This window comes from Luteimonas suaedae (genome assembly GCF_008312895.1).
GTDB classification, from domain to species: Bacteria; Pseudomonadota; Gammaproteobacteria; order Xanthomonadales; family Xanthomonadaceae; genus Luteimonas; species Luteimonas suaedae.
In genome coordinates, this window is sequence record NZ_VSSP01000010.1 from 137,348 (window position 1) to 162,037 (window position 24,690).

At 70.8% G+C, this 24,690-nt stretch carries 22 protein-coding genes and 1 pseudogene; 12 read left to right on the plus strand and 11 right to left on the minus strand.

What is annotated here, in order from left to right:
• Positions 1-8: 8 nt before the first annotated feature.
• On the plus strand, positions 9-749 hold the full coding sequence (locus FXO19_RS14725; protein ID WP_149195866.1) for a FadR/GntR family transcriptional regulator: 741 nt from the start codon (positions 9-11) through the stop codon (positions 747-749).
• 84 nt (positions 750-833) lie between these two features.
• On the opposite strand, the gene rsgA is transcribed toward FXO19_RS14725, so the two are convergent.
• A complete protein-coding gene (gene rsgA / locus FXO19_RS14730; protein ID WP_149195867.1) occupies positions 834-1,937 on the minus strand; it encodes a ribosome small subunit-dependent GTPase A in 1,104 nt (367 codons plus the stop codon).
• Positions 1,938-2,039: 102 nt separating this feature from the next.
• On the opposite strand from rsgA, the gene FXO19_RS14735 reads away from it, so the two are divergent.
• Both FXO19_RS14735 and FXO19_RS14740 read left to right on the plus strand, forming a co-directional pair.
• Positions 2,040-3,296 (plus strand): aminotransferase class I/II-fold pyridoxal phosphate-dependent enzyme, encoded by a 1,257-nt coding sequence (locus FXO19_RS14735; RefSeq protein WP_149195868.1) that lies wholly within the window; start codon positions 2,040-2,042, stop codon positions 3,294-3,296.
• A gap of 7 nt (positions 3,297-3,303) precedes the next feature.
• A complete protein-coding gene (locus FXO19_RS14740; protein WP_149195903.1) occupies positions 3,304-3,990 on the plus strand; it encodes an SGNH/GDSL hydrolase family protein in 687 nt (228 codons plus the stop codon).
• Here FXO19_RS14740 and FXO19_RS14745 read toward each other — a convergent pair.
• On the minus strand, positions 3,951-4,388 hold the full coding sequence (locus FXO19_RS14745; protein WP_149195869.1) for a hypothetical protein: 438 nt from the start codon (positions 4,386-4,388) through the stop codon (positions 3,951-3,953). The two genes, FXO19_RS14740 and FXO19_RS14745, sit on opposite strands and share 40 nt — an antisense overlap.
• 45 nt (positions 4,389-4,433) lie before the next feature.
• On the opposite strand from FXO19_RS14745, the gene FXO19_RS14750 reads away from it, so the two are divergent.
• Entirely contained in the window at positions 4,434-5,168 is a 735-nt protein-coding gene (locus tag FXO19_RS14750; protein WP_149195870.1) for a methyltransferase domain-containing protein, read from the plus strand.
• Between the two features lie 288 nt (positions 5,169-5,456).
• Here FXO19_RS14750 and FXO19_RS14755 read toward each other — a convergent pair whose 3' ends face one another.
• Positions 5,457-6,281 (minus strand): polysaccharide deacetylase family protein, encoded by an 825-nt coding sequence (locus FXO19_RS14755; protein ID WP_149195871.1) that lies wholly within the window; start codon positions 6,279-6,281, stop codon positions 5,457-5,459.
• 55 nt (positions 6,282-6,336) lie between these two features.
• Between FXO19_RS14755 and grxD the strand changes: the two genes are divergently transcribed.
• A complete protein-coding gene (grxD, locus tag FXO19_RS14760) occupies positions 6,337-7,269 on the plus strand; it encodes a Grx4 family monothiol glutaredoxin (protein WP_149195872.1) in 933 nt (310 codons plus the stop codon).
• Positions 7,270-7,485: 216 nt separating this feature from the next.
• Here grxD and FXO19_RS14765 read toward each other — a convergent pair whose 3' ends face one another.
• Positions 7,486-8,022, minus strand: a complete 537-nt coding sequence (locus FXO19_RS14765; protein WP_149195873.1) for a DUF924 family protein — start codon at positions 8,020-8,022, stop codon at positions 7,486-7,488.
• Between the two features lie 259 nt (positions 8,023-8,281).
• The gene (locus FXO19_RS14770; RefSeq protein WP_149195874.1) at positions 8,282-9,052 is read right to left on the minus strand and encodes an AMP nucleosidase; all 771 of its coding nucleotides are present in this window, start codon (positions 9,050-9,052) and stop codon (positions 8,282-8,284) included.
• Between the two features lie 272 nt (positions 9,053-9,324).
• On the opposite strand from FXO19_RS14770, the gene FXO19_RS14775 reads away from it, so the two are divergent.
• The 6 genes from FXO19_RS14775 to FXO19_RS14800 all read left to right on the plus strand — a co-directional run bounded on the left by FXO19_RS14775 (position 9,325) and on the right by FXO19_RS14800 (position 15,244).
• The gene (locus FXO19_RS14775; protein ID WP_149195875.1) at positions 9,325-10,743 is read left to right on the plus strand and encodes an amidohydrolase; all 1,419 of its coding nucleotides are present in this window, start codon (positions 9,325-9,327) and stop codon (positions 10,741-10,743) included.
• 146 nt (positions 10,744-10,889) lie between these two features.
• On the plus strand, positions 10,890-12,179 hold the full coding sequence (locus tag FXO19_RS14780; RefSeq protein ID WP_149195876.1) for an amidohydrolase family protein: 1,290 nt from the start codon (positions 10,890-10,892) through the stop codon (positions 12,177-12,179).
• Between the two features lie 298 nt (positions 12,180-12,477).
• Complete coding sequence (locus tag FXO19_RS14785; protein ID WP_149195877.1) at positions 12,478-13,101, plus strand: 2-hydroxychromene-2-carboxylate isomerase; 624 nt, start codon at positions 12,478-12,480, stop codon at positions 13,099-13,101.
• Between the two features lie 71 nt (positions 13,102-13,172).
• A complete protein-coding gene (locus FXO19_RS14790) occupies positions 13,173-14,114 on the plus strand; it encodes a DegV family protein (RefSeq protein ID WP_149195878.1) in 942 nt (313 codons plus the stop codon).
• Positions 14,115-14,169: 55 nt separating this feature from the next.
• The gene (locus FXO19_RS14795) at positions 14,170-14,511 is read left to right on the plus strand and encodes a hypothetical protein (RefSeq protein ID WP_149195879.1); all 342 of its coding nucleotides are present in this window, start codon (positions 14,170-14,172) and stop codon (positions 14,509-14,511) included.
• Positions 14,512-14,551: 40 nt separating this feature from the next.
• Positions 14,552-15,244, plus strand: a complete 693-nt coding sequence (locus FXO19_RS14800; RefSeq protein WP_149195880.1) for a Dph6-related ATP pyrophosphatase — start codon at positions 14,552-14,554, stop codon at positions 15,242-15,244.
• A gap of 134 nt (positions 15,245-15,378) precedes the next feature.
• Here the strand turns inward: FXO19_RS14800 and fghA are convergent, their stop codons facing one another.
• From fghA to yihA, 6 genes are all read right to left on the minus strand, one after another.
• Positions 15,379-16,230, minus strand: coding sequence for an S-formylglutathione hydrolase (gene fghA, locus FXO19_RS14805; RefSeq protein ID WP_149195881.1), 852 nt, complete (start codon positions 16,228-16,230; stop codon positions 15,379-15,381).
• 135 nt (positions 16,231-16,365) lie between these two features.
• Positions 16,366-17,475, minus strand: a complete 1,110-nt coding sequence (locus FXO19_RS14810; protein WP_149195882.1) for an S-(hydroxymethyl)glutathione dehydrogenase/class III alcohol dehydrogenase — start codon at positions 17,473-17,475, stop codon at positions 16,366-16,368.
• 37 nt (positions 17,476-17,512) lie between these two features.
• A complete protein-coding gene (gene frmR, locus FXO19_RS14815; RefSeq protein WP_149195883.1) occupies positions 17,513-17,788 on the minus strand; it encodes a formaldehyde-responsive transcriptional repressor FrmR in 276 nt (91 codons plus the stop codon).
• A gap of 341 nt (positions 17,789-18,129) precedes the next feature.
• Positions 18,130-20,853 (minus strand): phosphoenolpyruvate carboxylase, encoded by a 2,724-nt coding sequence (gene ppc, locus FXO19_RS14820; RefSeq protein ID WP_149195884.1) that lies wholly within the window; start codon positions 20,851-20,853, stop codon positions 18,130-18,132.
• A 397-nt stretch (positions 20,854-21,250) separates the two neighbouring features.
• Positions 21,251-22,630 (minus strand): glutamate--cysteine ligase, encoded by a 1,380-nt coding sequence (locus FXO19_RS14825; protein ID WP_149195885.1) that lies wholly within the window; start codon positions 22,628-22,630, stop codon positions 21,251-21,253.
• Positions 22,631-22,976: 346 nt separating this feature from the next.
• Positions 22,977-23,582 (minus strand): ribosome biogenesis GTP-binding protein YihA/YsxC, encoded by a 606-nt coding sequence (gene yihA, locus FXO19_RS14830; RefSeq protein WP_149195886.1) that lies wholly within the window; start codon positions 23,580-23,582, stop codon positions 22,977-22,979.
• A gap of 135 nt (positions 23,583-23,717) precedes the next feature.
• Here yihA and FXO19_RS14835 point away from each other — a divergent pair.
• Positions 23,718-24,491, plus strand: a pseudogene (locus tag FXO19_RS14835) (c-type cytochrome); the annotation flags it as partial.
• Between the last annotated feature and the right edge of the window lie 199 nt (positions 24,492-24,690).

Genomic DNA, 24,690 nt, shown 5'->3' on the forward strand with positions numbered 1-24,690 from the left:
ATCCCGAAATGTCCGAGAGCCGCCTTTACCAGTCCATCGTCGCGGAACTGCTGAAACTGATCGAATCGGGAGAATTCCCGCCCGGGTCGCGCCTGCCGGGGGAGCGCGACCTGGCCGAGCGGTTCGGCGTCAGCCGGGTCACGGTGCGCGAGGCCGAGATCGCGCTGGAGGCCCGCGGCTGGATCACGATCAAGACCGGCTCGGGCGTCTACGTGAAATCGCGGCTCGACGCGCCGGGCGCGCTTCCCGACGTCACCGCGTTCGACGTCACCGCCGCGCGCTCGGTGATCGAGGCGGAGGCGGCCGCGCTGGCGGCCAGCCGGATCAGCGACGAGGAGATCGGCGAGCTGGAGGCATTGATCGCGGTCATGGCGGAACCGAGCGCCACCGACCAGACGGCCGGGGAAGCCGACCAGTCGTTCCACATGGCGATCGCGAGGATCGCCGGAAATCCCGTCATCGAACATTGCATCCAGCTGATATGGCGCATGCGCAACGACCTGCCACGGGTCCGGCAGGTCTACGCCCGCGTCTGCCACAACGATGCCGGTGACCGGAAACGGGAACATGCGGCGATCCTGGCTGCATTGCGCGACCGGAATCCCGCTGCCGCCCGCACCGCGATGCAGGATCATTTCCAGCGCCTGTTCGAATCGATGCTCGAGGCCACCGAGAGCGATGCCCTGGCCGAGGTCAAGCAGCGCATGCAGCAGCATCGCGAACGGTTCCTGGCGGCCACGCGGCTCTGATCGAGCGGCCGCGGGAGCCTCGCCGGTCCGGATCTCCGGCGGCGCCTTTTTCTCGATCACCCTGGCATGGGAAACCCTTGCCCGTTAGCGCTTGCCGTATTTGTCGTCCAGCCGCTTGTTCTTGCCCGGCACCTTCTCCTCGGCGTTCTGCGCCTTGCGGTGGGCCAGCTTGCCGGCCGCGCCGGCCACCTCGTCGCGCAGCTTCAGGTAGCTGGCGAAACGCTGCGGAGACAGCTCGCTCGCCTCGATCGCCGCGCGCACCGCGCAGCCGGGTTCGCGCGCATGCGAGCAGTCGCGGAACCTGCACTGCTCGGCCAGGGCCTCGATGTCGACGAAACTCTCGGCGACGTCCTCCTCGCCGGTGGGCTTGAGTTCGCGCATGCCCGGCGTATCGATCAGGCAGGCGCCGGAGGGCAGCGGGATCAGGGCGCGGTGGGTGGTGGTGTGGCGGCCGCGTTCGTCGCTCTCGCGCACCGCGGCGGTCTTCATGCGCTCGCTGCCGAGCAGGGTGTTGGTGAGGGTGGACTTGCCGGCGCCGGAGCTGCCGACCAGCACCGCACTGACGCCCGGTCGCAGCCACGCCTCGAGCGCGGCGACGCTGTCGCGGTCCTTGGCGTTGACCGCGAGCACCGGCACCTCGGCGCCGGCGACGTCGGCCAGCGCCGCCAGCGCGGCGTCCACGTCGGCACCGGGCTTGTCGGCCTTGGTCAGCACCACCACCGGCTCGGCGCCGCCGCCGCGCACCAGCAGCAGGTAGCGTTCGATCCGGCGTGGGTTGAAGTCGGCGTTCAGGCCGCACACCACCAGCACCACGTCGACGTTGGCGGCGATCACCTGCTGGCGGTAGTGCTCGCCGGCGGCGCCGCGCTTGATCACCGTGCGCCGCGGCAGCAGCGCGACGATGCGCGCGCCCTCCAGCAGCACCCAGTCGCCGACCGCGGCGCGCTGCTCGGGCGGCAGCGTCGCCCGCTGCCATTCCGGCGGCGACTCGACCGAAAAACCCGCGGACAGGCCCTCGGCCACCAGGTAACCGGTGCGATGCTGCTCGACCACCCGCGCCGGCCGGGTGCCGGGGTGCGCGGCGATCGCCTCGCGCCAGCGTGGATCGCCCGCTTCGGCCGGCGCGCCCTCGAACGGCCAGCCGATCGCGCGCAATGCGGCGGCGGCCTCGGGCGGGGCGGAATTCAAGCGGGTGGGCGGACGGCGGCCATGCGTGGATTCTACCCGCGCGGCGGCGCGGAATTTCCGCTAGGCTTTGCCGCTGTTTCGCCGCATCCACGCGTGCCGCCCATGCCCCCGCTCAAGACCCGCGAACGCCTGTCCGAAGTCCGCTACGAGATCCGCGGCGAGCTCGCCCGACGCGCGCGCGAACTGGAAGGCCAGGGACGCACGCTGATCAAGCTCAACATCGGCAATCCCGGCGCGTTTGGATTCCGCGCGCCGGAGCACCTGCAGCGCGCGATCGCCGACCACATCCACGACACCGATCCCTACACCCACCAGCAGGGGCTGCCGGAGGCGCGCGAGGCGATCGCCGCGCATCATCGCCGCCGCGGCACGCCGAATGCCTCGCCGGAACGCGTGTTCATCGGCAACGGCGTCAGCGAGCTGATCGACATCTCGCTGCGCGCGCTGCTCAATCCCGACGACGAGGTGCTGCTGCCCTCGCCCGACTACCCGCTGTGGTCGGCGGCGACGATCCTCAACGACGGCCGCCCGGTGTTCTACCGCTGCAATCCCGAGCACGGCTTCCTGCCCGATCCGGACGAGATCGAATCGCTGGTCTCCGCGCGCACCCGCGCGATCGTGCTGATCAACCCGAACAATCCGACCGGCGCGGTCTATCCGCGCGCGCTGCTCGAGCGGATCGTCGCTGTCGCCGAGAAGCACCGGCTGCTGCTGATGGTCGACGAGATCTACGACGGCGTGGTCTATGAAGACGCGAGGTTCGAACCACTGGCGCCGCTGGCCGGCGACCTGCCCTGCCTGTCGTTCAGCGGCTTGTCCAAGGTGCATCGCGCCTGCGGCTGGCGCGTGGGCTGGGCGGTGCTGTCGGGCGACCCCACCGCCTGCGGCGACTTCCACCACGCCATGGACCTGCTCGGTGCGCTGCGGCTGTGCGCCAACGTGCCGGGGCAGTTCGCGATCGAGGCGGCGCTCGACGGCGGCGACACCATCGGCCCGCTGTGCGCGCCCGGCGGCCGCCTGTTCGAGGCGCGGCGCGCAGTGATCGAGAGCTGCGAGGCCAGCGAATATCTGCGCTTGGTGGCCCCAGCCGGCGCGCTGTATGCGTTCCCGGGCGTAGCCGGCGCCGCCGCGGAAGGCTTCGACGACCACGCTTTCGCGCTGGAGATGCTGGAGACCGAGGACGTGCTGATCGTGCCCGGCTCCAGCTTCAACGTGCCCTACCGCAACCATTTCCGCGTCACCCTGCTGCCGGAGCCGGCGACGCTGCGCGAGGTGTTCCACCGCATCGACCGGGTGCTGCAGCGGCACGTCGAGCGCGCGCGGCCGCCCGGGGAAGCCTCGCGTGCCGCGGTGGCCTGAGGCGCTGATGGCCGCCGCGCTGGCCGCCACCGCAGGCGCGGGCGCCACCGGCGCGCAGGCCGGCGAGGTGTCGTACCTGGCGCTGGGTGACAGCTACACCATCGGTGAATCGGTGCCCGAGGCCGGTCGCTGGCCGCGGCAGCTGGCGCGGACGTTGCGCGCGGAAGGCATTCCGCTGGCCGACCCGCGCATCATCGCCGTCACCGGCTGGACCACCGACGAGCTGTCCGCGGCGATCGATGCCGCCGAGCCGCTCGGGACGTACGGCTTCGTCAGCCTGCTGATCGGCGTCAACAACCAGTATCGCGGCCGCGACGTGAACGAGTACCGGGAGCAGTTCACGGCGCTGCTGCAGCGCGCGATCGGCTTCGCCGGCGGCCGCGCCGACCGCGTGCTGGTGCTGTCGATCCCGGACTGGGGCGTGACCCCGTTCGCGGCGCAGTCGGGCCGCGATCCGGCGCAGATCGCGCGCGAGCTCGATGCCTACAACGAGGCCGCGGCGCGGGTCTGCGCCGCACACGGCGTCGCCTTCGTCGACATCACCGCGGTCAGCCGCGCGCGCGGCGCCGAGGCCGGCATGCTGGCCGAAGACGGCCTGCATCCCTCGGCGGCGATGTACACGGCGTGGACGCGGCTGGCGCTGCCGGCCGCGCGTCAACGATTGTCGGGCCCGGGTGGCGTGCCCGGGAACTGATACGCCAGCGTCATCGCCGCCGCGACCAGCAGCGGCGAGGCCAGCATCAACAGGCCGATGCCGATGTTGGCATCGCCGGCCGCCGAGGCGATCGCCCGCCATGCGGCCCAGCCGTGGTACAGCGCCCAGAAGGCGGAGGTCGCCAGCGTGCCGGCGAGCAGCGCGCGCAGCGCCCGCCGGTGTTCGAGCCTGGCCGCGACCATGAGCGCCGCCAGCGCCAGCACCGGTCCGCCGCAGATCAGCGACAGCATCGGCAGCAGCGTCGGCTCATCCAGCGGTGTCAGGCGATCGAGCCATCGGCCCGACAGCAGCGGGACCGCCACCACCCAGACCAGCACCAGCGCCAGGGCGATGCCCAGTGCGGCCGCGGCGAGCTTCGGTTGGCGACGGAGACTCATGGCGGCATGGTAGCGTGTCGGCAACGCGGCGCCATGATCCCACGCATGCAGACCCCGTCCTTCGAATCCGCACCCGCGGACCCGCCGCCCGGCGATGGTCGTCCGCTCGACCGCGCGCGTTCGGCGCGGATCGCCCGCGCGTTCCTGCCGCAGCATCCGCTGGGCAATCGCCACGATTATTTCTACACGCTGTTCAAGCTGCGCAGCGATCCCCTGTATCCGGGGGTGCTGGCGGCACTGCGTGGCAGCCGCGCGCCGCTGCTCGACCTCGGCTGCGGCCTCGGCCTGCTGGCGCACGCGCTGCGCAGCGACGGGCAGACGATGGCCTACCGCGGCGTCGACATCGACGCGGCAAAGATCGCACGGGCGCGACGCTGCGCCGCCGCGACCGGGCTGGCCGATGCCACGTTCGAAACCGCCGATCTCGCCGATGGCATGCCGCCGCATCGCGGCAGCGTCGCCATCCTCGACGTCCTGCAGTACCTCTCGCACGCGGCGCAGCGCGAACTGCTGACCACGGCGTCGGCGATGCTCACCGCCGACGCGCGGCTGGTGATCCGCACCGGCCTGGGCGACGACAGCCGTCGCGGCCGCACCACCCGCATCACCGACCGCCTCGCCAACCTGATCGGCTGGATGCAGGAACGGCCGAAGTGCTACCCGACCGCCGATGGCCTGCGCGAGACGCTCGAGGCTGCGGGGCTGCGGACGACGTTCACACCGCTGTACGGCAACACGCCATTCAACAACTGGCTGATCGTGGCGGCCCGCGCCGGGTAGCCGTTTCCGCTGCGGTGAGAGACGGGCCGTCGCCACGGGTTTCGTCAATGTAAGATCGCGCCATGCGCGCGATGCCGCGGGTGTTTCCGGTGTCGGCCATCGGCCGCTCCTACGCGAACCGGAAAGCGCGTCGGTGCCCATCGCTCCACGGCGGCGAAATGCCCGCGGTATCGCGCCTGTGAGGCGCTCCTACGAAGGCGCGCACCGCTCCACCCGCAGGAGCGCGCCATGCGCGCGATGTCGGCGCCGCCGGATCACCAGGACGAATGCGGGCGGGCGGCGCTCCGGCTAAGACCTCGCCGCATCGGCCGCGACGTCACCGGGCGCCGGCAGCACGGCTTCCGGCAGCGTGGCCCGGTAACCCAGCGCCTGCAACCGCTCCAGCAGGCACTCGATCGTCTCGACGCTGCGCCCGTGCGGCGCGCCCTCGTGCAGCAGCACGATCGCGCCCGGCGCCAGGTCGCGCTCGATGCGGGCGACAACCGCCGTGGGATCGCCGCGCACGGCGTCATAGCCGCGCGCGCTCCAGGCCACACGCGCCAGGCCGTGCCGCCGCAGTGACGCGGCGACGAACGGATTGGTCATGCCCACGACCGAACGGAACCAGCGCGGCGCCGTGCCGGTCAGCGCCGCCAGCGTCGCCTGCGCCTCGCCGATCTCGCGCGCCATCCGCCGCGGCCCCAGCGCCCAGAACCAGGCCTGCGGATGGGTCTGGCTGTGGTTGCCGATGTCGTGGCCGCGGCGCAGGATCTCGCGCACCAGGTCCGGCCGCGCCGCGGCGCGGGCACCGACCAGGAAAAACGTCGCCCGTGCGCGATGCCGGTCGAGCAGGTCGAGAATGGCAGCGGTATCGTCCGAAGGGCCGTCGTCGATCGTCAGCCATACCGCCCGCTCCTCGACCGGCAGGCGCGCCAGCACCGGACCGTAGAGCGTGGCGCGCGGCAGCAGCACCGACACCCAGAACGGCACGTGGCTGAGCATCATCGCCGGCAGTCCGATCCGCCAGCCGAATCCCCACCACAGCGCGATCACCAGCACCTGCGAGGGCAGCAGCCAGGCCAGCCACGCGTGCGGGCGGCGGGGAATGCGATGCAGTGTTTGCCGGCCGCTCATCCCGCGATGATGCCACGCGCGTAAAATGGCCGGTTCTCCCGCACCGAGCTCCGCCATGACCCTCGATCCCGCCCTGCGCGAACGCATCGACACGCTGCTGCACGGCAACCGCGTGGTGCTGTTCATGAAAGGCCGGCCGGACATGCCGCAGTGCGGCTTCTCGGCCAAGGCGACCGGCCTCCTCAGTGGCCTCGGCGTCGACTTCACGCACGTCGACGTGCTGTCCGATCCGGAGATCCGCGAAGGCATCAAGGCCTACGGCAATTGGCCGACGATCCCACAGCTGTACATCGACGGCGAGCTGGTCGGCGGCAGCGACATCATCGAGGAGATGGCCAACTCCGGCGAACTGAACCAGGCGCTCGGGCTGCCGCCGGTCGACCGCACGCCGCCGAAGGACGTCACCGTCACCCCGGCCGCGGCGCAGATGCTGCGCCAGGCGCTGGCCGATGCCGGTGCCGACACCGCATTGGCGCTGGCGATCGACGCACGCTTCCAGCCGCGCTTCCAAATCGCCGCGGCCAGCGACAACGCGATCACGGTCGAATGCGAGGGCGTGCGCATCCAGTTCGATCCCGCCAGCGCGCGCCGCGCCGACGGCATCACCATCGACTGGGTCGACGACATCCGCGGCAAGGGCCTGGCGATCGACAATCCCAATGCGCCCAAGCCGGTGCAGGCGCTGACGCCGGCCGAGGCCGACGCCCGCGTGCGCGCCGGCAGCCTGACCCTGGTCGACGTGCGGCCGCCGGAAGAGCGCGCGCAGGCATCGCTGACCGCGCCGTTCGAGGTGCTCGACGGCGACGCCCGGCGCACGCTCGAGGCGCTGCCCAAAGACACCGCGCTGGCCTTCCTGTGCCACACCGGCCAGCGCAGCCGGGAGGCGGCGGAGCACTTCCGCGGGCTGGGCTTCGGCGAGGTCTATAACGTCGAAGGCGGGATCGAGGCCTGGGCACAGGACGTGGACGCCTCGATTCCGCGGTATTGATCGGCGTCCATCGGCAGCAGGGATGACCCGCCCCCCGTAGGAGCGCCCCATGGGCGCGATGCCGCGGGCATCGCGCCGCCCGCAAATCCCGCTGACCGGCGCGCCTGCCGGTCCAGAATCGCGGCATCCGCCGGATCCGGCGGGCACCCGCGGTATCGCGCCCATGGCGCGCTCCTACGCATGAAGTTGATTCATGCCGGGCATCCGGCGGACGTCTCAGAAGCCGCCGCCGGCATCCAGCCAGGCCTGCTCCTCCGGCGTGTTCTCGCGCCCGAGCGCGCGGTTGCGGTGCGGGAAGCGGCCGAAGCGCTGGATCACCTCCCGGTGCGCGATCGCGTACTCGTCGTAGCCGGCATCGCCGAGCGTGGCGAACAGCTCCACCGAGCGCTGCTGGTCGTCCGGATCCTCGGAGTGCTCGAACGGCAGGTAGAGGAAGGCGCGCAAGATCGGTTCGATCTCGTGGTCCAGCCCGGCCGCCACCGCGCGCCCGGCGTAGTGCAGCGCCAGCCCGTCGGTGGCGAAGGCGTGGCCGCTGCCGCGGAACACGTTGCGCGGGATCTGGTCGAGCAGCAGCACCAGGCCGAGCGCGCCCTCGGCGCTGTCCAGCCAGTGCTCGTATTCGCGCCGCGCCGCGGCCAGGTGCGCGTCCAGGAAGCGCGTCTCGCATTCACGATCGAAGACGTCGCCGCCCTGGAACCATTTCTTGTAGCCGGCTTCGCGCCAGAAAGTGACAACGTCCACGGCGGTGGTCATAGGCTGCGCTCTCCTGAAAAGCAGGCCCGCAGGATAGCCGGCGCGCGCGCGTCCGGCACCCGTCGCATGGGCAGCGGGCCTGCGATGGCGCATCACGCCGGATGGCCCTGTCGCGACTCCCGTCGCTCCCACAGGTGTGGCGGCGACCAGGTGACGCGGCAAGCCTGCCTTCTTTTGTGGGAGCGACGGAAGTCGCGACGCCGCGCCCCCGCGGAGTTCTTGTCCTGGCACCACTACGCCCGCAATCTGCGGCAACGCCTCAGAACCGCAGGTGCCGCACCGACTTGCCGTTGCGGCGGATCAGGCGCAGCGCCTCGATGCCGATCTGGATGTGGCTCTCGACGTATTCGTTGCTGACCCGCGCGTCGCTGGCCTCGGTCTTCACCCCTTCCGGGATCATCGGCTGGTCCGAGACCAGCAGCAGCGCGCCGGCGGGAATGCGGTTGGCGAAGCCGGCGGCGAAGATCGTCGCGGTCTCCATGTCGATCGCCATGCAGCGCAGCCGGCGCAGGTAGCGCTTGAAGGTCTCGTCGTGCTCCCACACCCGGCGGTTGGTGGTGAACACGGTGCCGGTCCAGTAGTCGTGGCCGAGATCGCGGATCATCGTCGAGGCGGCGCGCTGCAGGGCGAATGCCGGCAGCGCCGGCACCTCCGGCGGCAGGTAGTCGTTGCTGGTGCCGTCGCCGCGGATCGCCGCGATCGGCAGGATCAGGTCGCCGAGCTTGTTCTTCTTCTTCAGCCCGCCGCACTTGCCCAGGAACAGCACCGCCTTCGGCCGGATCGCCGACAGCAGGTCCATCATCGTCGCGGCGTTGGGGCTGCCCATGCCGAAGTTGATCATGGTGATGCCGTCGGCGGTGGCGCTGGGCATCGGCCGGTCGATGCCGATCACCTCGGCACCGGTCATCTTGGCGAAATGGCCGAGATAACCGCCGAAATTGGTCAGCAGGATGTGTTCCCCGAACGATTCGAGCGGCACGCCGGTGTAGCGCGGCAGCCAGTTTTCGACGATCTGTTCTTTTTCCTTCATGGGACCCGATCATAACCGCCGATCTCCGTAGGAGCGCGCCATGCGCGCGATGCCGCGGGTGCCGGCAGGATCCGATGGATGCCGCGATCCTGGACCGGCAGGCGCGCCGGCCACCGGAATTCGCGGGCGGCGAAATGCCCGCGGCATCGCGCGCGCGGCGCGCTCCCACGGGGCGACACGGGTCTGCGCCCCCCATGACTTCCGTCGGGTTGGCAGCCGGCCCGGCGCGGGCTAGCTTGCAGGTTTGCTCCGTCGCTCCCGGGGAACCGCCGATGCTCCGACCCTTGACCGCCGCGCTGGCCGCGGTGCTGCTGATCGCTCCCGCCCACGCCGACGACGACGCACGCAAGTCGCGTTTCGCCGACGATCCCTATGCCAGCACCTATCGCCCGATCTCGGCGCCGCCGGTACTGATCACCGGCGCGGTAGTGCTGACCGGCACCGGCGAACGCCTCGACGGCGCCGACGTGCTGCTGGTCGACGGCAAGGTGGCCGCGGTCGGCGCCGGCCTGCAGGCGCCGGAAGGCGCCACCCGGGTCGATGGCAGCGGCAAGTGGGTCACGCCCGGGCTGATCGACGTGCACTCGCACCTGGGCGTCTATCCCAGCCCGGGCATGCGCGCGCACAGCGACGGCAACGAGATGACCAGTCCCGTCACCGCCGCCGTCTGGGCCGAGCATTCGGTCTGGCCGCAGGACCCCGGCTTCGCCGCGGCGCTCGCCGGCGGCGTGACCGCGCTGCAGATCCTGCCCGGCTCGGCCAACCTGGTCGGCGGCCGCGGGGTCACGCTGAAGAACGTCGCGGCCACCTCCGTGCAGGGCATGAAGTTTCCCGGGGCACCGCACGGGCTGAAGATGGCCTGCGGCGAGAACCCCAAGCGCGTCTACGGCGAGAAGGGCGGCCCGGCCACGCGCATGGGCAACGTCGCCGGCTACCGCGCCGCGTTCATCGACGCCGCCGAATACCTCGGCAAGCACAAGCCGAAGGACGAAAAGCCGCGACGCTGGTGGCAATCGTCGTCCAGCGACGACGACAACGGCGACAACGGCAAGCGCGATCTCAAGCTCGACACCCTGGCCGGCGCCATCAACGGCGACATCCTGGTGCACATCCACTGCTACCGCGCCGACGAGATGGCGGTGATGATGGACCTGGCGAAGGAGTTCGACTTCAGGATCGCCGCCTTCCACCACGGCGTGGAGGCCTACAAGCTGTCCGACCGACTCGCCGAGGAAGGCATCTGCGGTGCGCTGTGGGCCGACTGGTGGGGCTTCAAGATGGAAGCCTTCGATGGCATCCAGGAGAACATCGCCCTGGTCGACCGCCCTGCCAACAGCTGCGCGATCGTGCATTCGGATTCGAGCGAGGGCATCCAGCGCCTCAACCAGGAGGCGGCCAAGGTGATGGCCAACGCCCGCCGCGCCGGCATGGACATCCCGCCGGAACGCGCGATCCGCTGGGTCACGCGCAATCCGGCGCTGTCGATGGGCATCCTCGAGCAGACCGGCACCCTGGAGCCCGGCAAGATGGCCGACGTGGTGCTGTGGAACGGCAATCCCTTCAGCGTGTACGCGCAGGCCGAACAGGTCTACGTCGACGGCGCCCGCATCTACGACCGCGGCGATCGTTCGCGGCAGCCGGTTTCGGACTTCATGCTCGGCCAGTACGGCCCGCAGGGAGGTGTGCGATGAACGCCGGCAACCGTGCCAACCCCCGCGCCGTCATTCCAGCGAACGCTGGAATCCATTTTGATCCTGCCTCTTCGATCGGAAGGCGAAAAACAAAATGGATGACCAGCCTTGCAAGCCGTTGCAAGGCGCTTCCTGCATCCGCAGAGATGGCGACGAAAACCGGCCTCGCCTGCCTGCTGGCACTGGCCCTGGCAGCTCCCGCCCTCGCTCAGGACTTGCTGATCCGCAACGCCACCGTGCACACCGCCACCGGCCGCGGCACGCTGCAGAACGCCGACGTGCTGGTGCGCGGCGGCCGTATCGTCGAGGTCGGCAGCGGCCTGGTCGCCGACGGCGTGCAGACGGTCGATGCGCAGGGCAAGCCGCTGACCCCGGCGCTGTTCGGCGGCATCACCGGCCTCGGCATCGAGGAGGTGTCCGCCGAGGACAGCACCAACGATACCGCGCTGGCGCTGGGCATGGACGCCAAGCACATGGTGGTGCGGCCGGAGTTCGACGTCACCCTGGGCTACAACCCGGAATCGGTGCTGATCCCGGTCTCGACGATCGAGGGCATCGGCTTCACCGTGCTCAGTGCCGGCAGCAACGCCGGCGGATCGATCATCGGCGGCCAGGGCGCGGTGATGCGCCTGGACGGCGATCCGGAGCCGGCCGGGCCGAAGCTGCTGTTCGTGCAGATCGGCGCGCACACGGCCGAGCTGACCGGCAACGCGCGCGCGGCGCAGTGGATGCTGCTCGACCAGCTGGTGGACGAGGCCCGCGGCCGCATCGCCGCCGACTCCCACGCCGCCCTGCTCACGCCCGCCGGCCGCGCCACGCTGGCGCGCTACCTCGATGGCAACGGCCGCATCGTGGTCGGCGTGCATCGCGCCGCCGACATCCGCCAGCTGCTGCGCTGGGCGAAGAAGCACGGCGTGCGCATCGCCATCAGTGGCGGCGCCGAGGCCTGGAAGCTGGCACCGCAGCTGGCCGCCGCCAAGGTGCCGGTGTTCGTCGATCCGCTGGCCAACCTGCCCGGCAACTTCGACCAGCTCGGCGCCACGCTGGAGAATGCGGCGCGGCTGCGCGCCGCCGGGGTGGAGGTCGGCTTCACCCAGTCCGGCGACGCCTCGCACAACGCCCGCAAGGTGCGCCAGCTGGCCGGCAACGCGGTCGCCAACGGCCTGCCCTGGGAGGACGGCCTCGCCGGACTGACCCGGGTGCCCGCCGAGGCCTTCGGCGTCGCCGACCGCCTCGGCACCATCGCCCCGGGCATGCGCGCGGACCTGGCGCTGTGGAGCGGCGATCCGCTCGACGTCGCCAGTGTCGCCGAGCAGGTCTGGTTCGACGGCCGCGCGATCCCGATGCGCTCGCGGCAGACGGAGCTGCGCGACCGCTACCTGCGTACGCTGACGCCGGCGTCGGAGGGCGGGCTGCCGAGGGCCTATTCGCACTAAACCGTCTCTACGGTCGCTCCCTCCGCCCACCTGTAGGAGGGGCTTCAGCCCCGACAGCGCGCGCGGTCCGACGGTAGATACTCTCTGCCGCTGTTTGCCTTCGCAACGCGCGGCGGCGCGTTCATCGTGGTCGCCGCCGACAGGGTTGCTTGGCGCGGTCGGGGCTGAAGCCCCTCCTACTAGGACAGCGGGCATGGGAGCGAATGTCGATGTGCCCCAGGCTGGCGGACGACGGAAACCGATGACAGGACATCGCCCGCCGATCGGCGACAATCGAAATCCCATCGCGGAGGCTCCCATGACAGCCCGCTGGTACTTCGACTTCATTTCCCCCTATTCCTACCTGCAATGGCGCAAGTTGCGCAGCGGCCCGCTGCAAGCGCACGCCATCACGCCGGTGCCGATCCTGTTCGCGGCGGTGCTCGATGCGGTCGGCAACCGGGGACCGGCGGAGATCCCCGGCAAGCGCGAGTTCGCCTACCGCCACGTCCTGTGGCGCGCGCGCCGCGACGGCGTGCCGCTGCGGTTTCCGCCGGCGCACCCGTTCAACCCGCTGGCGGCGCTGCGGCTGTGCATCGCCGCCGGCAGTACGGTGGACGCCATCGACGCCGTGTTCGACTGGATCTGGGCACAGGGCAACGCCGGCGACAGCGTGCTGGCGCTGGCGCCGGTGATCGAGCACCTGGGTCTGCGGGCGGCGGCGGTGTCCGATCCGCCGGTCAAGTCCGCGCTGCACGCCAATACCCGTGCCGCGATCGAGGCCGGCGTGTTCGGGGTGCCGACCCTGGCGATCGGCGACGACCGCTTCTGGGGCGACGACGCGCACGAGTTCGCGATGGCGGTGCTGCGCCAGCCGGACCTGCTGGACGATCCGGAGATGCGGCGGCTGGCCTCGCTGCCGGTCGGCGTCACGCGCGGCTGACCGCCCGCGGTGATCGCCGCGCGGGGATGGCGTAAAGTGCGTTGGAGGACCGCTCCCAGGGAGGGATGCACATGCGCATCGGCATCGTGGTCGATTCGGCCTGCGACCTGCCATTGGCGTGGCTGGAGGCGAACGACGTGCGGCTGCTGCCGGTCACCGTGCGCATCGGCGGCGCCGAACTGGCCGATCATCGCGACGAGCGGGCCACCCTTGATTTCGTCCATGCGCACGTGGTCGAACGCGGACACACCGCCGAAACGGCGGCATTCCCGGCCGAGAAGATCAAGGACCTGTTCCTCGACCAGCTGGTGATCGACTACGACTACGTGTTCTGCCTGACGGTGACCCGCAGCCGCAGCCAGGTTTATGACAACGCCACCGCCGCCAGCTTCGCGATCCTCAACGAATACCGGCTGATCCGCGTCCAGGCCGGGCACAACACCCCGTTCGCGCTGCGGGTGATCGACTCGCAGCAGGTGTTCGCCGGGCAGGGCATCCTGCCGGTGGAGGCGGTGCGCCTGCGCGACGCCGGCACCGCGGCGCCGGACATCCGCTCGCGGCTCGAGTTCCTCGCCAGCCGCAGCTACACCTACATGGTGCCCCGCGACCTCGGCTACCTGCGCGCGCGCACCAAGCACCGCGGCGACCGCAGCGTCGGCCTGCTGGCCGCGACCATCGGCGGCGCGCTCGACATCAAGCCGATCCTGCACTGCCATCGCGGCGACACCGGCCCGGTCGCCAAGCTGCGCGGGTTCGACCCTGCCATCGAGAAACTGTTCGGATTCGCCACCCGGCGCGTCGAGGCTGGCCTGCTCACCCCGACGCTGTGCCTGAGCTACGGCGGCGAAATCGATGCGATGCGCTGGCTGCCCGGCTACGAGCCGCTGATCGCCGCCTGCCAGGCGCACAACGTCGAAGTGTTCGAGACAGTGATGAGCCTGACGGGCATGGTGAACGTCGGCGTCGGCTCGCTGACGATCGGCTTCGCCGCCGAGGCGCATACGTTCTCGTGACGATCTGCTCACGGCTTGCGCGGCACGCTGCCGCTCCGTCACCATCGGACCACTCATGACTGCACGCTACTTCATCCGCCTGCCCGACCCGGACGCACTGCGCGGCAGCGGCGAGTTCTCGTTCCGCTCGCAGGGCGCCGAGGGCTTCGCCGACGAGTTGCAGGAGGCCCTGCGCACCGACACCCTGTTCTCGCGCTGGCGCGATGCGCAGGAGGATCCGGACAACGTCGACCCGGCCCTGGGCGTCACCGATCCGGAGGCACACGTGCGCGGCGAGCAGAACGACCTGCAGATCGACCTGGTGGCCACCACCTCGATTCCCGGCAGTGTGTTCAAACACCGCCTGCGGCTGCTGGCCGGCAGTGCGTGGGAGTTGCGCGACGTCCGCGCCGGATGAGCCCGGCCCGCGAGGTCAAGGCAGCACCAGGAGCGCCGCGGTGAGCCGCCCCGATCCGGTGCTGCTGTCGTGGAGCGGCGGCAAGGATTCGGCGTGGACCCTGCATGTGCTGCGGCAGCGCGACGATGTCGAAGTGATCGCGCTGGTCACCACGCTCACCGAGGGCTACGGGCGTTCATCGATGCAGGGCGTCCGGCGCGAAGTGCTGCTGGCACAGGCCGCCGCGGCTGGGCTGCCGCTGATCGAGGCGTGCATTCCGCGCGACTGCGACAACGCGATCTACGAGGCGGCGTTCGCCGAGGCGCTGGCGCAGGCGCGGCAGCGCTGGCCGGACCTGCGGCGGATCGCGTTCGGCGACCTGTTCCTGGCCGATATCCGCGCCTGGCGCGAGGCGCTGTGCGAACGGCTCGACTGGACGCCGCTGTTCCCGCTGTTCGGCGCCGACACCGCGGCGCTGGCCGCCGGAATGCTCGCCGCCGGCATGCGCACGCACCTGTGCTGCGTGGATACGCAGCAACTCGATGCCGGGTTCGCCGGCCGCGATTTCGATCGCGCGCTGCTGGCCGAGCTGCCGGAAGGGGTCGATCCCTGCGGCGAGAACGGCGAATTCCACACCTGCGTCGGCGACGGCCCGATGTTCGCGTCTCCACTCGACCTGGTGCGCGGCGAGACCGTGCTGCGCGACGATCGCTTCGCCTACACCGACTTCCTGCTGCACGACCCAGCTTCGTAGGAGCGCGCCATGCGCGCGATGCCGCGGGCGTCGGCAGGATCCGGTGGATGCCGCGATTCTGGACCGGCACGCGCGCCGGCCACCGAAATTCACAGGCGGCGCCATGCCCGCGGTATCGCGCGCATGGCGCGCTCCTACGAGGAGGCGAGGGCGCGGGCGTGATGGGCGATGTGCTCGCCGATGAAGCTGGCGATGAAGTAGTAGCTGTGATCGTAACCGCGGCGCATGCGCAGCTGCAGCGGATGGCCGACCGCCTCGCAGGCGGCCTGCAGCAGTTGCGGACGCAGTTGGGTGTCGAGGAACTCATCGCCTCCGCCCTGGTCGACGAGCAGCGGCAGCCTTTCGGTGGCCGAGCGCACGAGTTCGGTGGCGTCGTGCGCCTGCCATGCCTCGCGATCGTCGCCGAGATAGGCGGCAAACGCCTTCTCGCCCCAGGGCACCCGCGACGGCGCCACGATCGGCGCGAACGCCGAGACGCTGCGGTAGCGCCCGGGATTCTTCAGCGCGATCGTCAGCGCGCCGTGGCCGCCCATCGAATGACCGCTGATCGCGCGTGCATCGCCGACCACCGGATCGGCTTCCACCCAGGCCGGCAGCTCGTCGACGATGTAGTCGTACATCCGGTAGTGCCGCGCCCACGGCTCGCGCGTGGCATTGAGATAGAAGCCGGCGCCCTGACCGAGATCGTAGCCCTCGGCATCGGCGACGCCTTCGCCGCGCGGGCTGGTGTCGGGCGCCACCAGGACGATCCCGTGCTCGGCCGCGTAGCGCTGCGCGCCGGCCTTGGTGATGAAGTTCTGCTCGTTGCAGGTCAGCCCTGACAGCCAGTACAGCACCGGGCACGGCGCGTGCCGCGGGTGCGCCGGATCGGCCTGCGGCGGAAAGTACACGCCGACCGTCATCTCGCAGCCGAGCACTTCGGAACGATGCCGATAGACATCCTGCCAGCCGCCGAAGCAGGCGCGGTGTTCGAGGCGTTGTGTCATGGGGGGGGCCGTGATTCGTGATTGGTGATTGGTGATTCGAAAGAGCGGTAGAGCCGCAAGGGGGCGATCGTTGGTGATCCGGCAGCCGCTCTTCGCTGTTGCGAATCACGAATCACGAATCCCCAATCACGGCTCTCAAAAATGAATAACGGTGCGGATCGACTTGCCTTCGTGCATCAGGTCGAAGGCTTCGTTGATCTGCTCTAGCGGCAAGGTGTGGGTGATGAAGGGATCGAGGTCGATTTCGCCGCGCATGGACTGTTCCACCATGCCCGGCAGCTGGGTGCGGCCCTTGACGCCGCCGAACGCGGAGCCGCGCCAGACACGGCCGGTGACCAGCTGGAACGGCCGGGTGCGGATCTCCTGGCCGGCGCCGGCGACGCCGATGATCACCGATTCGCCCCAGCCCTTGTGGCAGCACTCGAGCGCGGCGCGCATGACGTCGACGTTGCCGATGCACTCGAAGCTGTAGTCGACGCCGCCATCGGTCATCTCGACGATGACCTCCTGGATCGGCCGGTCGTGGTCCTTCGGATTGACGCAGTCGGTCGCGCCCATGGACCGCGCCAGCTCGAACTTGCCGGGATTGGTGTCGATGGCGAGGATGCGCGCCGCCTTCGCCTGCACCGCGCCCTGGATCACCGCCAGGCCGATGCCGCCGAGGCCGAACACCGCGACCGTCGCGCCCGCCTCGACCTTCGCGGTGTTGTGGACCGCGCCGATGCCGGTGGTGACGCCGCAGCCGAGCAGGCAGACCTTCTCCAGCGGCGCCTCGGGATCGATCTTCGCCAGCGAGATCTCCGGCACCACCGTGTACTCGCTGAAGGTGCTGGTGCCCATGTAGTGGTAGATCGGCTTGCCCTGGTAGGAAAAGCGCGTGGTGCCGTCGGGCATCAGGCCCTTGCCCTGGGTGGCGCGCACCGCCTGGCACAGATTGGTCTTGCCGGACTTGCAGAACTTGCACTCGCGGCACTCGGCCGTGTACAGCGGGATCACGTGGTCGCCGGGCGCGAGCGAGGTCACGCCCTGGCCGACCTCCACCACCACGCCGCCGCCCTCGTGGCCCAGCACCGCCGGGAACACGCCTTCCGGATCGTCGCCGGACAGGGTGAAGGCATCGGTGTGGCAGACGCCGGTATGGGTGATCCGCACCAGCACCTCGCCGGCCTGCGGCGGGGCGACATCGATCTCGACGATCTCCAGCGGCTTGCCGGCTGCGAACGCGACGGCGGCACGTGACTTCATGGGGTTTCCTCCCGGATCCGGATCATTTGGGGATAGCTCATTTCAGGTAGGAGCGGACCAGCGCGACGGCGTCGTCGATGCTGGCCTGGCTGCGCGGCGACGGCGCGGCGATCTGCCCGAGTTCCTCGCGCAGGTGGCTCTGCAGCACCTCCGACATCAGCCCGTTGACCGCGCCGCGGATGGCGGCGATCTGCTGCAGCACCGCGCCGCATTCGGCCCCGGCCTCGAGCGCGCGCTCGAGGGCCTCGGCCTGGCCGCGGATGCGGCGCAGGCGGGTGAGGACGCGCTTCTTTTCGGCTGGGGAGTGCGGCATTCGCGGCGCCCTGAATACTGGAGGGGAGTATAGCGCGTAGGAGCGCGCCATGCGCGCGATGCCGTCGCAGCTGGAAGCCGCCGCGGTTCGCCGCCACGGCAACCGGAGCCGCCCGCGGCTTCGCGGCCATGGGCCGCTCCTACGGGCAGTACCCCGCGGAGCGCGCCATGCGCGCGATGCCGCGGGTGCCAGCGGAATCCGGTGGACGCCGCGATTCCGGACCGGCCGGCGCGCGGGTCACCGAAATTCGCAGGCGGCACGATACCCGCGGCATCGCGCGCATGGCGCGCTCCTACGAGGGCGGACGTGTCGGCAATCGCACCGGCGCGATTCGCCGGCGCTCACCCCGTGTTCTGGATGCCCGCGGCGATGCCGTTGACGGTCGCGATCAGCGCGCGCAGGGTGGCGGCATCCTCGCCGCCGCCGGCACGCCAGCGGCGCAGCAGTTCCACCTGCAACAGGCTGATCGGATCGACGTAGGGATTGCGCAGCCGGATCGACAGCCGCAGGCGGTAGTCGTCGGCGAGGATCTCGTCGCGCTGCTTCAGTGCCAGGATCGCGTCGCGGGTGCGCGCGAACTCGCCGGCGATATCGTCGAAGAACGCGGCGTGCGCCTCGCCGGCCAGCAGCGAGTAGCGCTCGAAGATCGCCAGGTCGGACTTGGCCAGCAGCATCTCGACGTCGTCGATGGCGGCGGCGAAGAACGGCCACTCGCGCGCCAGCCCCTGCATCTCCTCCAGGCCATGGCGCTCGATGCCGTGCGCGAGCGCGGTGCCGACGCCGTACCAGCCGGTCAGGCCGGAGCGGTTCTGCGACCAGGCGAACACCCACGGGATCGCGCGCAAGTTGCCAACCCCGCCGTCGCGCCGCCGCGACGGCCGCGAGCCGATCTGCAGGCGCTCGATAACGTCGATCGGGGTGGCGGCGCGGAAGTAGTCGACGAAGCCCTCGCGCTCGTGCACCAGCGCGCGGTAGTGCGCACGCGAGACCGAGGCCAGCTCCGACATGATCGCGCGCCAGCGGTCCTCGCGCGGCTCCGGCGGGCGCGGGCGCAGGCTGGCGCGCAGCACCGCGCCGGTCGCCTGCTCCAGGTTGCGCAGCGCCAGCGCGCGGATGCCGTACTTGCGGTGGATCACTTCGCCCTGCTCGGTCACGCGCAGGCTGCCGTCGACCGAGCCGCGCGGCGCGGCGATGATCGCGCGCTCGGTCTTGCCGCCGCCGCGACTGACCGAGCCGCCGCGGCCGTGGAAGAACACGATGCGTACGCCGGCCGCCTTCGCCAGTGCGGTCAGCTCCACCTGGGTGCGCTGCAGCGCCCAGCGCGAGGCCAGCAGGCCACCGTCCTTGGCGCTGTCGGAATAGCCCAGCATCACCGTCTGCCGTCCGCCGCGCGCGGCCAGGTGCCGGCGATACAGCGGGTCCTCGAACAGCGCGCGCATCACGCCGGGCGCGGCCTCGAGGTCGTCGACGGTCTCGAACAGCGGCGCCACGTCCAGCGGCACCGCATCGTCCTCGACGCAGCCGGCGATGCGCGCCAGCGCCAGCACCGCCAGCGCGTCGGCGGCGTTGCGGCTCATGCTGATGATGTACGGCCCGAACGCATGCTCGCCGTAGCGTTCGCGCGCGCTGCGCACGGCGCGGAACACGGCGAGCGTCGACTCGGCCTCGGCGGCGTCCGGCAGCGCCGGCGCCTCGCCCTCGATCCAGGCGTGCAGATCGCCGGTGCGGCTATCCAGCGCACGCGACGGCCACTCGGGATCATCGCGCAGCGCGGCGATCGCGGCGTCGTGCACGGCCGAGTCCTGGCGCAGGTCGAGCGCGGCGAGGTGGAAGCCGAAGCTGCGCGCGCGCAGCAGCACCCGCTGCAGCGCGTAGCGACCCGCGTGCTCGCCGCGGCCGTTGGCCAGGCTGGCGTCGATCAGGGCGAGATCGGCGATGAAATCCGAGGCGCTGTCGTAGCCGCTCGCGTCCTCGCGTTCGGTCGCCGACAGGCGCGCGACCATCAGCGCCAGCAGCTGGCGGTAGACCATGTCCGCCTGCCGCGGCTTGAGCCGCGCCGCCGCGCCCGGCAGCAGCGTGCGGTATTCCTCGATGCGCCGCGTCACCGCGTCGTCGATCGTCACCCGGTCCTGCGTCTGGGTCAGGATGCTCATCAGCCGGCGCAGGTCATGGCGGTAGTTGCCCAGCACCTGCGCGCGCTGCGCGGCCAGCGTCGCCAGGATCGTGTCGGCGCCGACGTTGGGATTGCCGTCCATGTCGCCGCCGACCCAGGTGCCGAACTGCAGCAGCGTCGGCAGCTCCAGCGGATGGCCGTAAACACGCTCGATCGCCTCGGAAAAGGTGCGGAAGAACGCCGGCAGCACCCGGTACAGCGCGTCGCCGAGATAGAAGCCGACGTGCTCCATCTCGTCGATCACGGTCGGCCGCGTCGGCGGCGCCTCCGAGGTTTGCCAGGTCGCAGTCAGCGCCTGGCGGATGCGCTCGGTGTCCGACACGCGCTCGTCCGGGGTGCGGCCGCGATCGATGTCGACGACCAGGCGGCGCACGATGTCGCGCTCCTTCTCCAGCAGCGCGCGGCGGATCGCCTCGGTCGGATGCGCGGTGAACACCGGCTCGATGCGCAGGCGCGGCAGCAGCGTGGCGACCTCGTCGAGGGTGACGCCGTCGGCACGCAGCTGCGCCAGCACCGCCTCCAGGCCGCCCGGCTGCGGCGAACCGCCGACGCGCTGGTAGTCGCGGCGGCGGCGGATGCGGTGCACGCGCTCGGCCAGGTTGATCGCACCGAAATACGCGGCAAACGCGCGCACCAGCGCCTCGGCGTCGGCCAGCGGCACCCGCGCGAGTTGCTCGGCCAGGTCGTCGACCGGATCGCCGGCCTCGCGCCGCGCGATGGCCGCGCGGCGCACCGCCTCGACCTCGTCCAGCAGCGCCGGCGAGCCCTGTTCGGCCAGCACCTCGCCGACCAGCGTGCCTAGCCGGCGCACGTCGTCGCGCAGCAGCGCGTCGGTCTCGGCGAATTCGGGTTCACGCAGGGGCGTGTCGGTATCGGGGGTGGGGGAATTCATGCCCCAAGCCTACACAACTCCGTCGGACACTTGGTTTCGAGTGCAAGCGTGGTTGCGGAGGCAGAAGGCCGTTCGTCTTCGCAGTCTCGGAGGCAGGAGATCGTTCGCCTTCGTAGTCCGGCGTTTCGCCGCAGTCGTGCGAAGGCGGCTCGAGCCGAGCGCTGCTTGCTCCCTCTCCCCCGCTTGTGGGGGAGAGGGCTGGGGTGAGGGGGCGACGGAGCCTGATGATCCACGGCGCCGAGGAAAGGTCGAACGTCGCAGATCCCGCTCCACTCGAATCAATCCACTCGACGAATCGTCAACCGGCTCCGGCATTCCCCCTCACCCCAGCCCTCTCCCCCACAAGCGGGGGAAAGGGAGTCCATGACGATCGCTGAATATTCTTTCCAACCGGCGACTAGTACGCGAATTCGCGGAACACGCGGTCGATGTCGCCGCCCCACTCGCCGTGGTACAGGGCGAGCTTGCGCTCGGCCGGGGTCTCGCCGGATTCGGCGAACTCGATCAGCGGCTCGAGGAAGCGCGTCTCGTCGGCGCCCTGGGCGTTGCGGGCGTCGCGGCGGCGCAGGCCGGCGGCGGAGATCTTCAGTGCTTCCATCGCCAGCTCGCGCACCGTCGCGCCGCGGAACGGCAGCCGCAGTGCGTGCCGCGGCACGCCATCGCGCAATGCGTGGCGCTCGGCCAGGGTGAAGTCCTTCACCAGGTCCCAGGCGGCGTCGAGCGCGGCATCGTCGTACAGCAGTCCGGTCCAGAACGCCGGCAGCGCGCACAGCCGGTTCCATGGGCCGCCGTCGGCGCCGCGCATCTCCAGGTACTTCTTCAGCCGCACTTCCGGGAAGGCGGTGGTCATGTGGTCCGACCAGTCGCGCAGCGTCGGCAGCACCCCGGGCGCGGCCGGCAGGCGGCCGTCGAGGAAATCGCGGAAGCTCTGCCCGCTGGCATCCGCGTAACTTTGTCCTGAAGCCGCGCCCTCGCGGTAGACGAAGTACATCGGCACGTCGAGGATGTAGTCGACGTAGCGCTCGTAGCCGAAACCGTCGTCGAACACGAAGTCGAGCATGCCGGTGCGGTCCGGATCGGTGTCGGTCCAGATATGCGAGCGGTAGCTCAGATAGCCGTTGGGCCGGCCCTCGGTGAACGGCGAGTCGGCGAACAGCGCGGTGGCGATCGGCTGCAGCGCCAGCGAGACACGGAACTTCTTCACCATGTCGGGCTCGTCGGCGTAGTCGAGGTTGACCTGCACGGTGCAGGTGCGGGTCATCATGTCGAGGCCGAGGCCGCCGACCTTGGGCATGTAGGCGCGCATGATCCCGTAGCGGCCCTTGGGCATCCACGGCATCTCGTCGCGACGCCACTTCGGCTGGAATCCCATGCCGAGGAAGCCCAGGCGCAGTTCATCGGCGACGGTCTTGACCTCGAGCAGGTGCGCGCCGACCTCGCTGCAGGTCTGGTGGATGCTTTCCAGCGGCGCGCCGGACAGCTCCAGCTGGCCCGCAGGCTCCAGGGTGACCGAGGCGCCGTCGCGCAGCAGCGCGATGGTGCGGCCGCGCTCGCGGATCTCCTCCCAGCCGAAGCGGGCCATGCCCTGCAGCAGCGCCTCGATGCCGCGCTCGCCGTCGAACGTCGGCGGACGCAGGTCGTCCAGGCGGAAGCCGAATTTCTCGTGCTCGGTGCCGATGCGCCAGTCCTGCCGCGGCTTCTCGCCCTCGGCGATGTAGTCGACCAGCTGCTGCCGGGCACGGATCGGGGCGTCGCTGGCGTGGCTCGGGCTGGACAAGGACGCGCTCGGTTCGGGAACGGGCGCGACGGCCTTTCCGCCGCCGCAATCGCGCACTATAACGGCTGCCCCGCGGCCGATCCGCGCCACCACCGGGGCTGCTGTGTTCCGCGCGTGCCGCTGTCGTGCGGGCGCCGGGCGTGCTCCGAGGCGCTTCGACATTCGCTTTTCACGCCCGTTGCCTTTGTAGGAGGGGCTTCAGCCCCGATCCCGGAAAACGGGACGCGGGAAAAAGGCCCACGCACCCAGCTTCCCGGTCGGCACCGTGCGCTCGCCGTTTCATCGCCGTGATCCTCGGCAGGTCGGGGCTGAAGCCCCTCCTACAGAGGGTCGGCGGAGGTGCCGTTCAGAGCCCGAGCCAGCCGGCGACCACCGCGCGGGCCTCGTCGACGCCCTGCTTGGCCAGGGCCGAGAACGTCTGCACGCTGACGCTGTCGCCATAGTCCGCCTGCAGGTCGCGGCGCACCGTCTGCAGGACGTTGCCGGCGCCGCCGCGGCCAAGCTTGTCGGCCTTGGTCAGCAGCACGTGCGCCGGCAGTCCGCGCGGCACCGCGTAACCAAGCATCTGCCGGTCGTAGTCGCGCAGCGGATGGCGGATGTCCATCACCACCACCAGCCCCTTGAGCGCCTGGCGGCGCTCGAAGTAGCCGGCCACGAAGGCCTGCCAGTGCGCCTGCAGCTCGCGCGGCACCTTGGCGTAGCCGTAGCCGGGCAGGTCGACCAGGTGACGGTCCTCGTGCGGCGCGATCTGGAAGAACACCAGCTGCTGGGTGCGGCCGGGCGTCTTCGAGACCCGCGCCAGGGCGTTCTGCCGGCACAGGGCGTTGAGCGCGCTGGACTTGCCGGCGTTGGAGCGACCGGCGAAGGCGACCTCGTAACCGGTATCGGGCGGCAGCTGCGCCGGCGTGTGCGCGGCCAGCCGGTATTGCGCGCGGGCGAGGGGATCGGACATGGCGCTAGCATCGCACGGCCGGGCCGCCCTCGCCGATCGGCGATGCTGGTTTGACCGCGCTTGCGGCCGCCGACGATAATTCCGCGTCATGCCGGGCGCAGGTCGCGCCCGATCCCCGTGTTTCGGAGCCCAGCAATGCGCCACGCTCGCGCTTACGGTATCGCTGTCCTGGCCGCCCTCGCGGTGGCCGGTGCGGTCGCCTTCGCCCAGTCCACGACCGTTCCCCTGCCCGAGGAGGTGCCGATCGAGGCCGCGCCGCTGGAGGAGTCCGCGGTCGCCGACCTGGCCGACGCCGAATGGGGCGACCCCGAACGCGGCGCCACCCTGGCCAGTACCTGCGCCGCCTGCCACGGGCTCGACGGCAACAGCACGGTGCGCGACATCTACCCGAGCATCGCCGGCCAGAGCGAGCGCTACATCGCCCGGCAGCTGGCGCTGTTCAAGAGCGGCGAACGCGCCAACGCGATCATGCAGCCGTTCGCCGCGCCGCTGAGCGCGCAGGACATGCGCGACCTGGGCGCGCATTTCGCGCAACAGCAAGCCGGCGCCGGCATCGCCGACGACACCGTGGTCGAGTCCGGCCCCTACGCGGACATGAAGTTCTTCGAGGTCGGCCAGCAGCTGTTCCGCGGCGGTGACAGCGAACGCGACATCCCGGCCTGCCTGGCCTGCCACGGCCCGACCGGCGCCGGCAATCCCGGCCCGGCTTATCCGCACGTCGGCGGCCAGCCCGCCTGGTACACCGCGCGGCGGCTGCAGGAGTACCGCGACGGCACCACCAACGAGCGCGACAGCGGCATGTTCGAGATCATGCACACGGTGGCCGAGGGCCTGACCGACGAGGAGATCCAGGCGCTGGCCAGTTATCTGGAAGGCCTGCACCCGCGCCTCGACGCCGCCATGCGCGCGGCGATGGCGCAGGTCGACCCGGACAAGGTGCCGCTGCCGGCGGCCCCGGCCGACGCCGGAGACGGCGCGCCGGACGCCACCGCGCCCGAGCCGGAGGCCGCCTCCGACGAGGAAGGCGTGACGGAAACCGAAGCCACACCCGAAACCGAACAACCGACCCGGCAGTGAACTTCCGGGCCGGTCGCGGGTCGAAACTTTC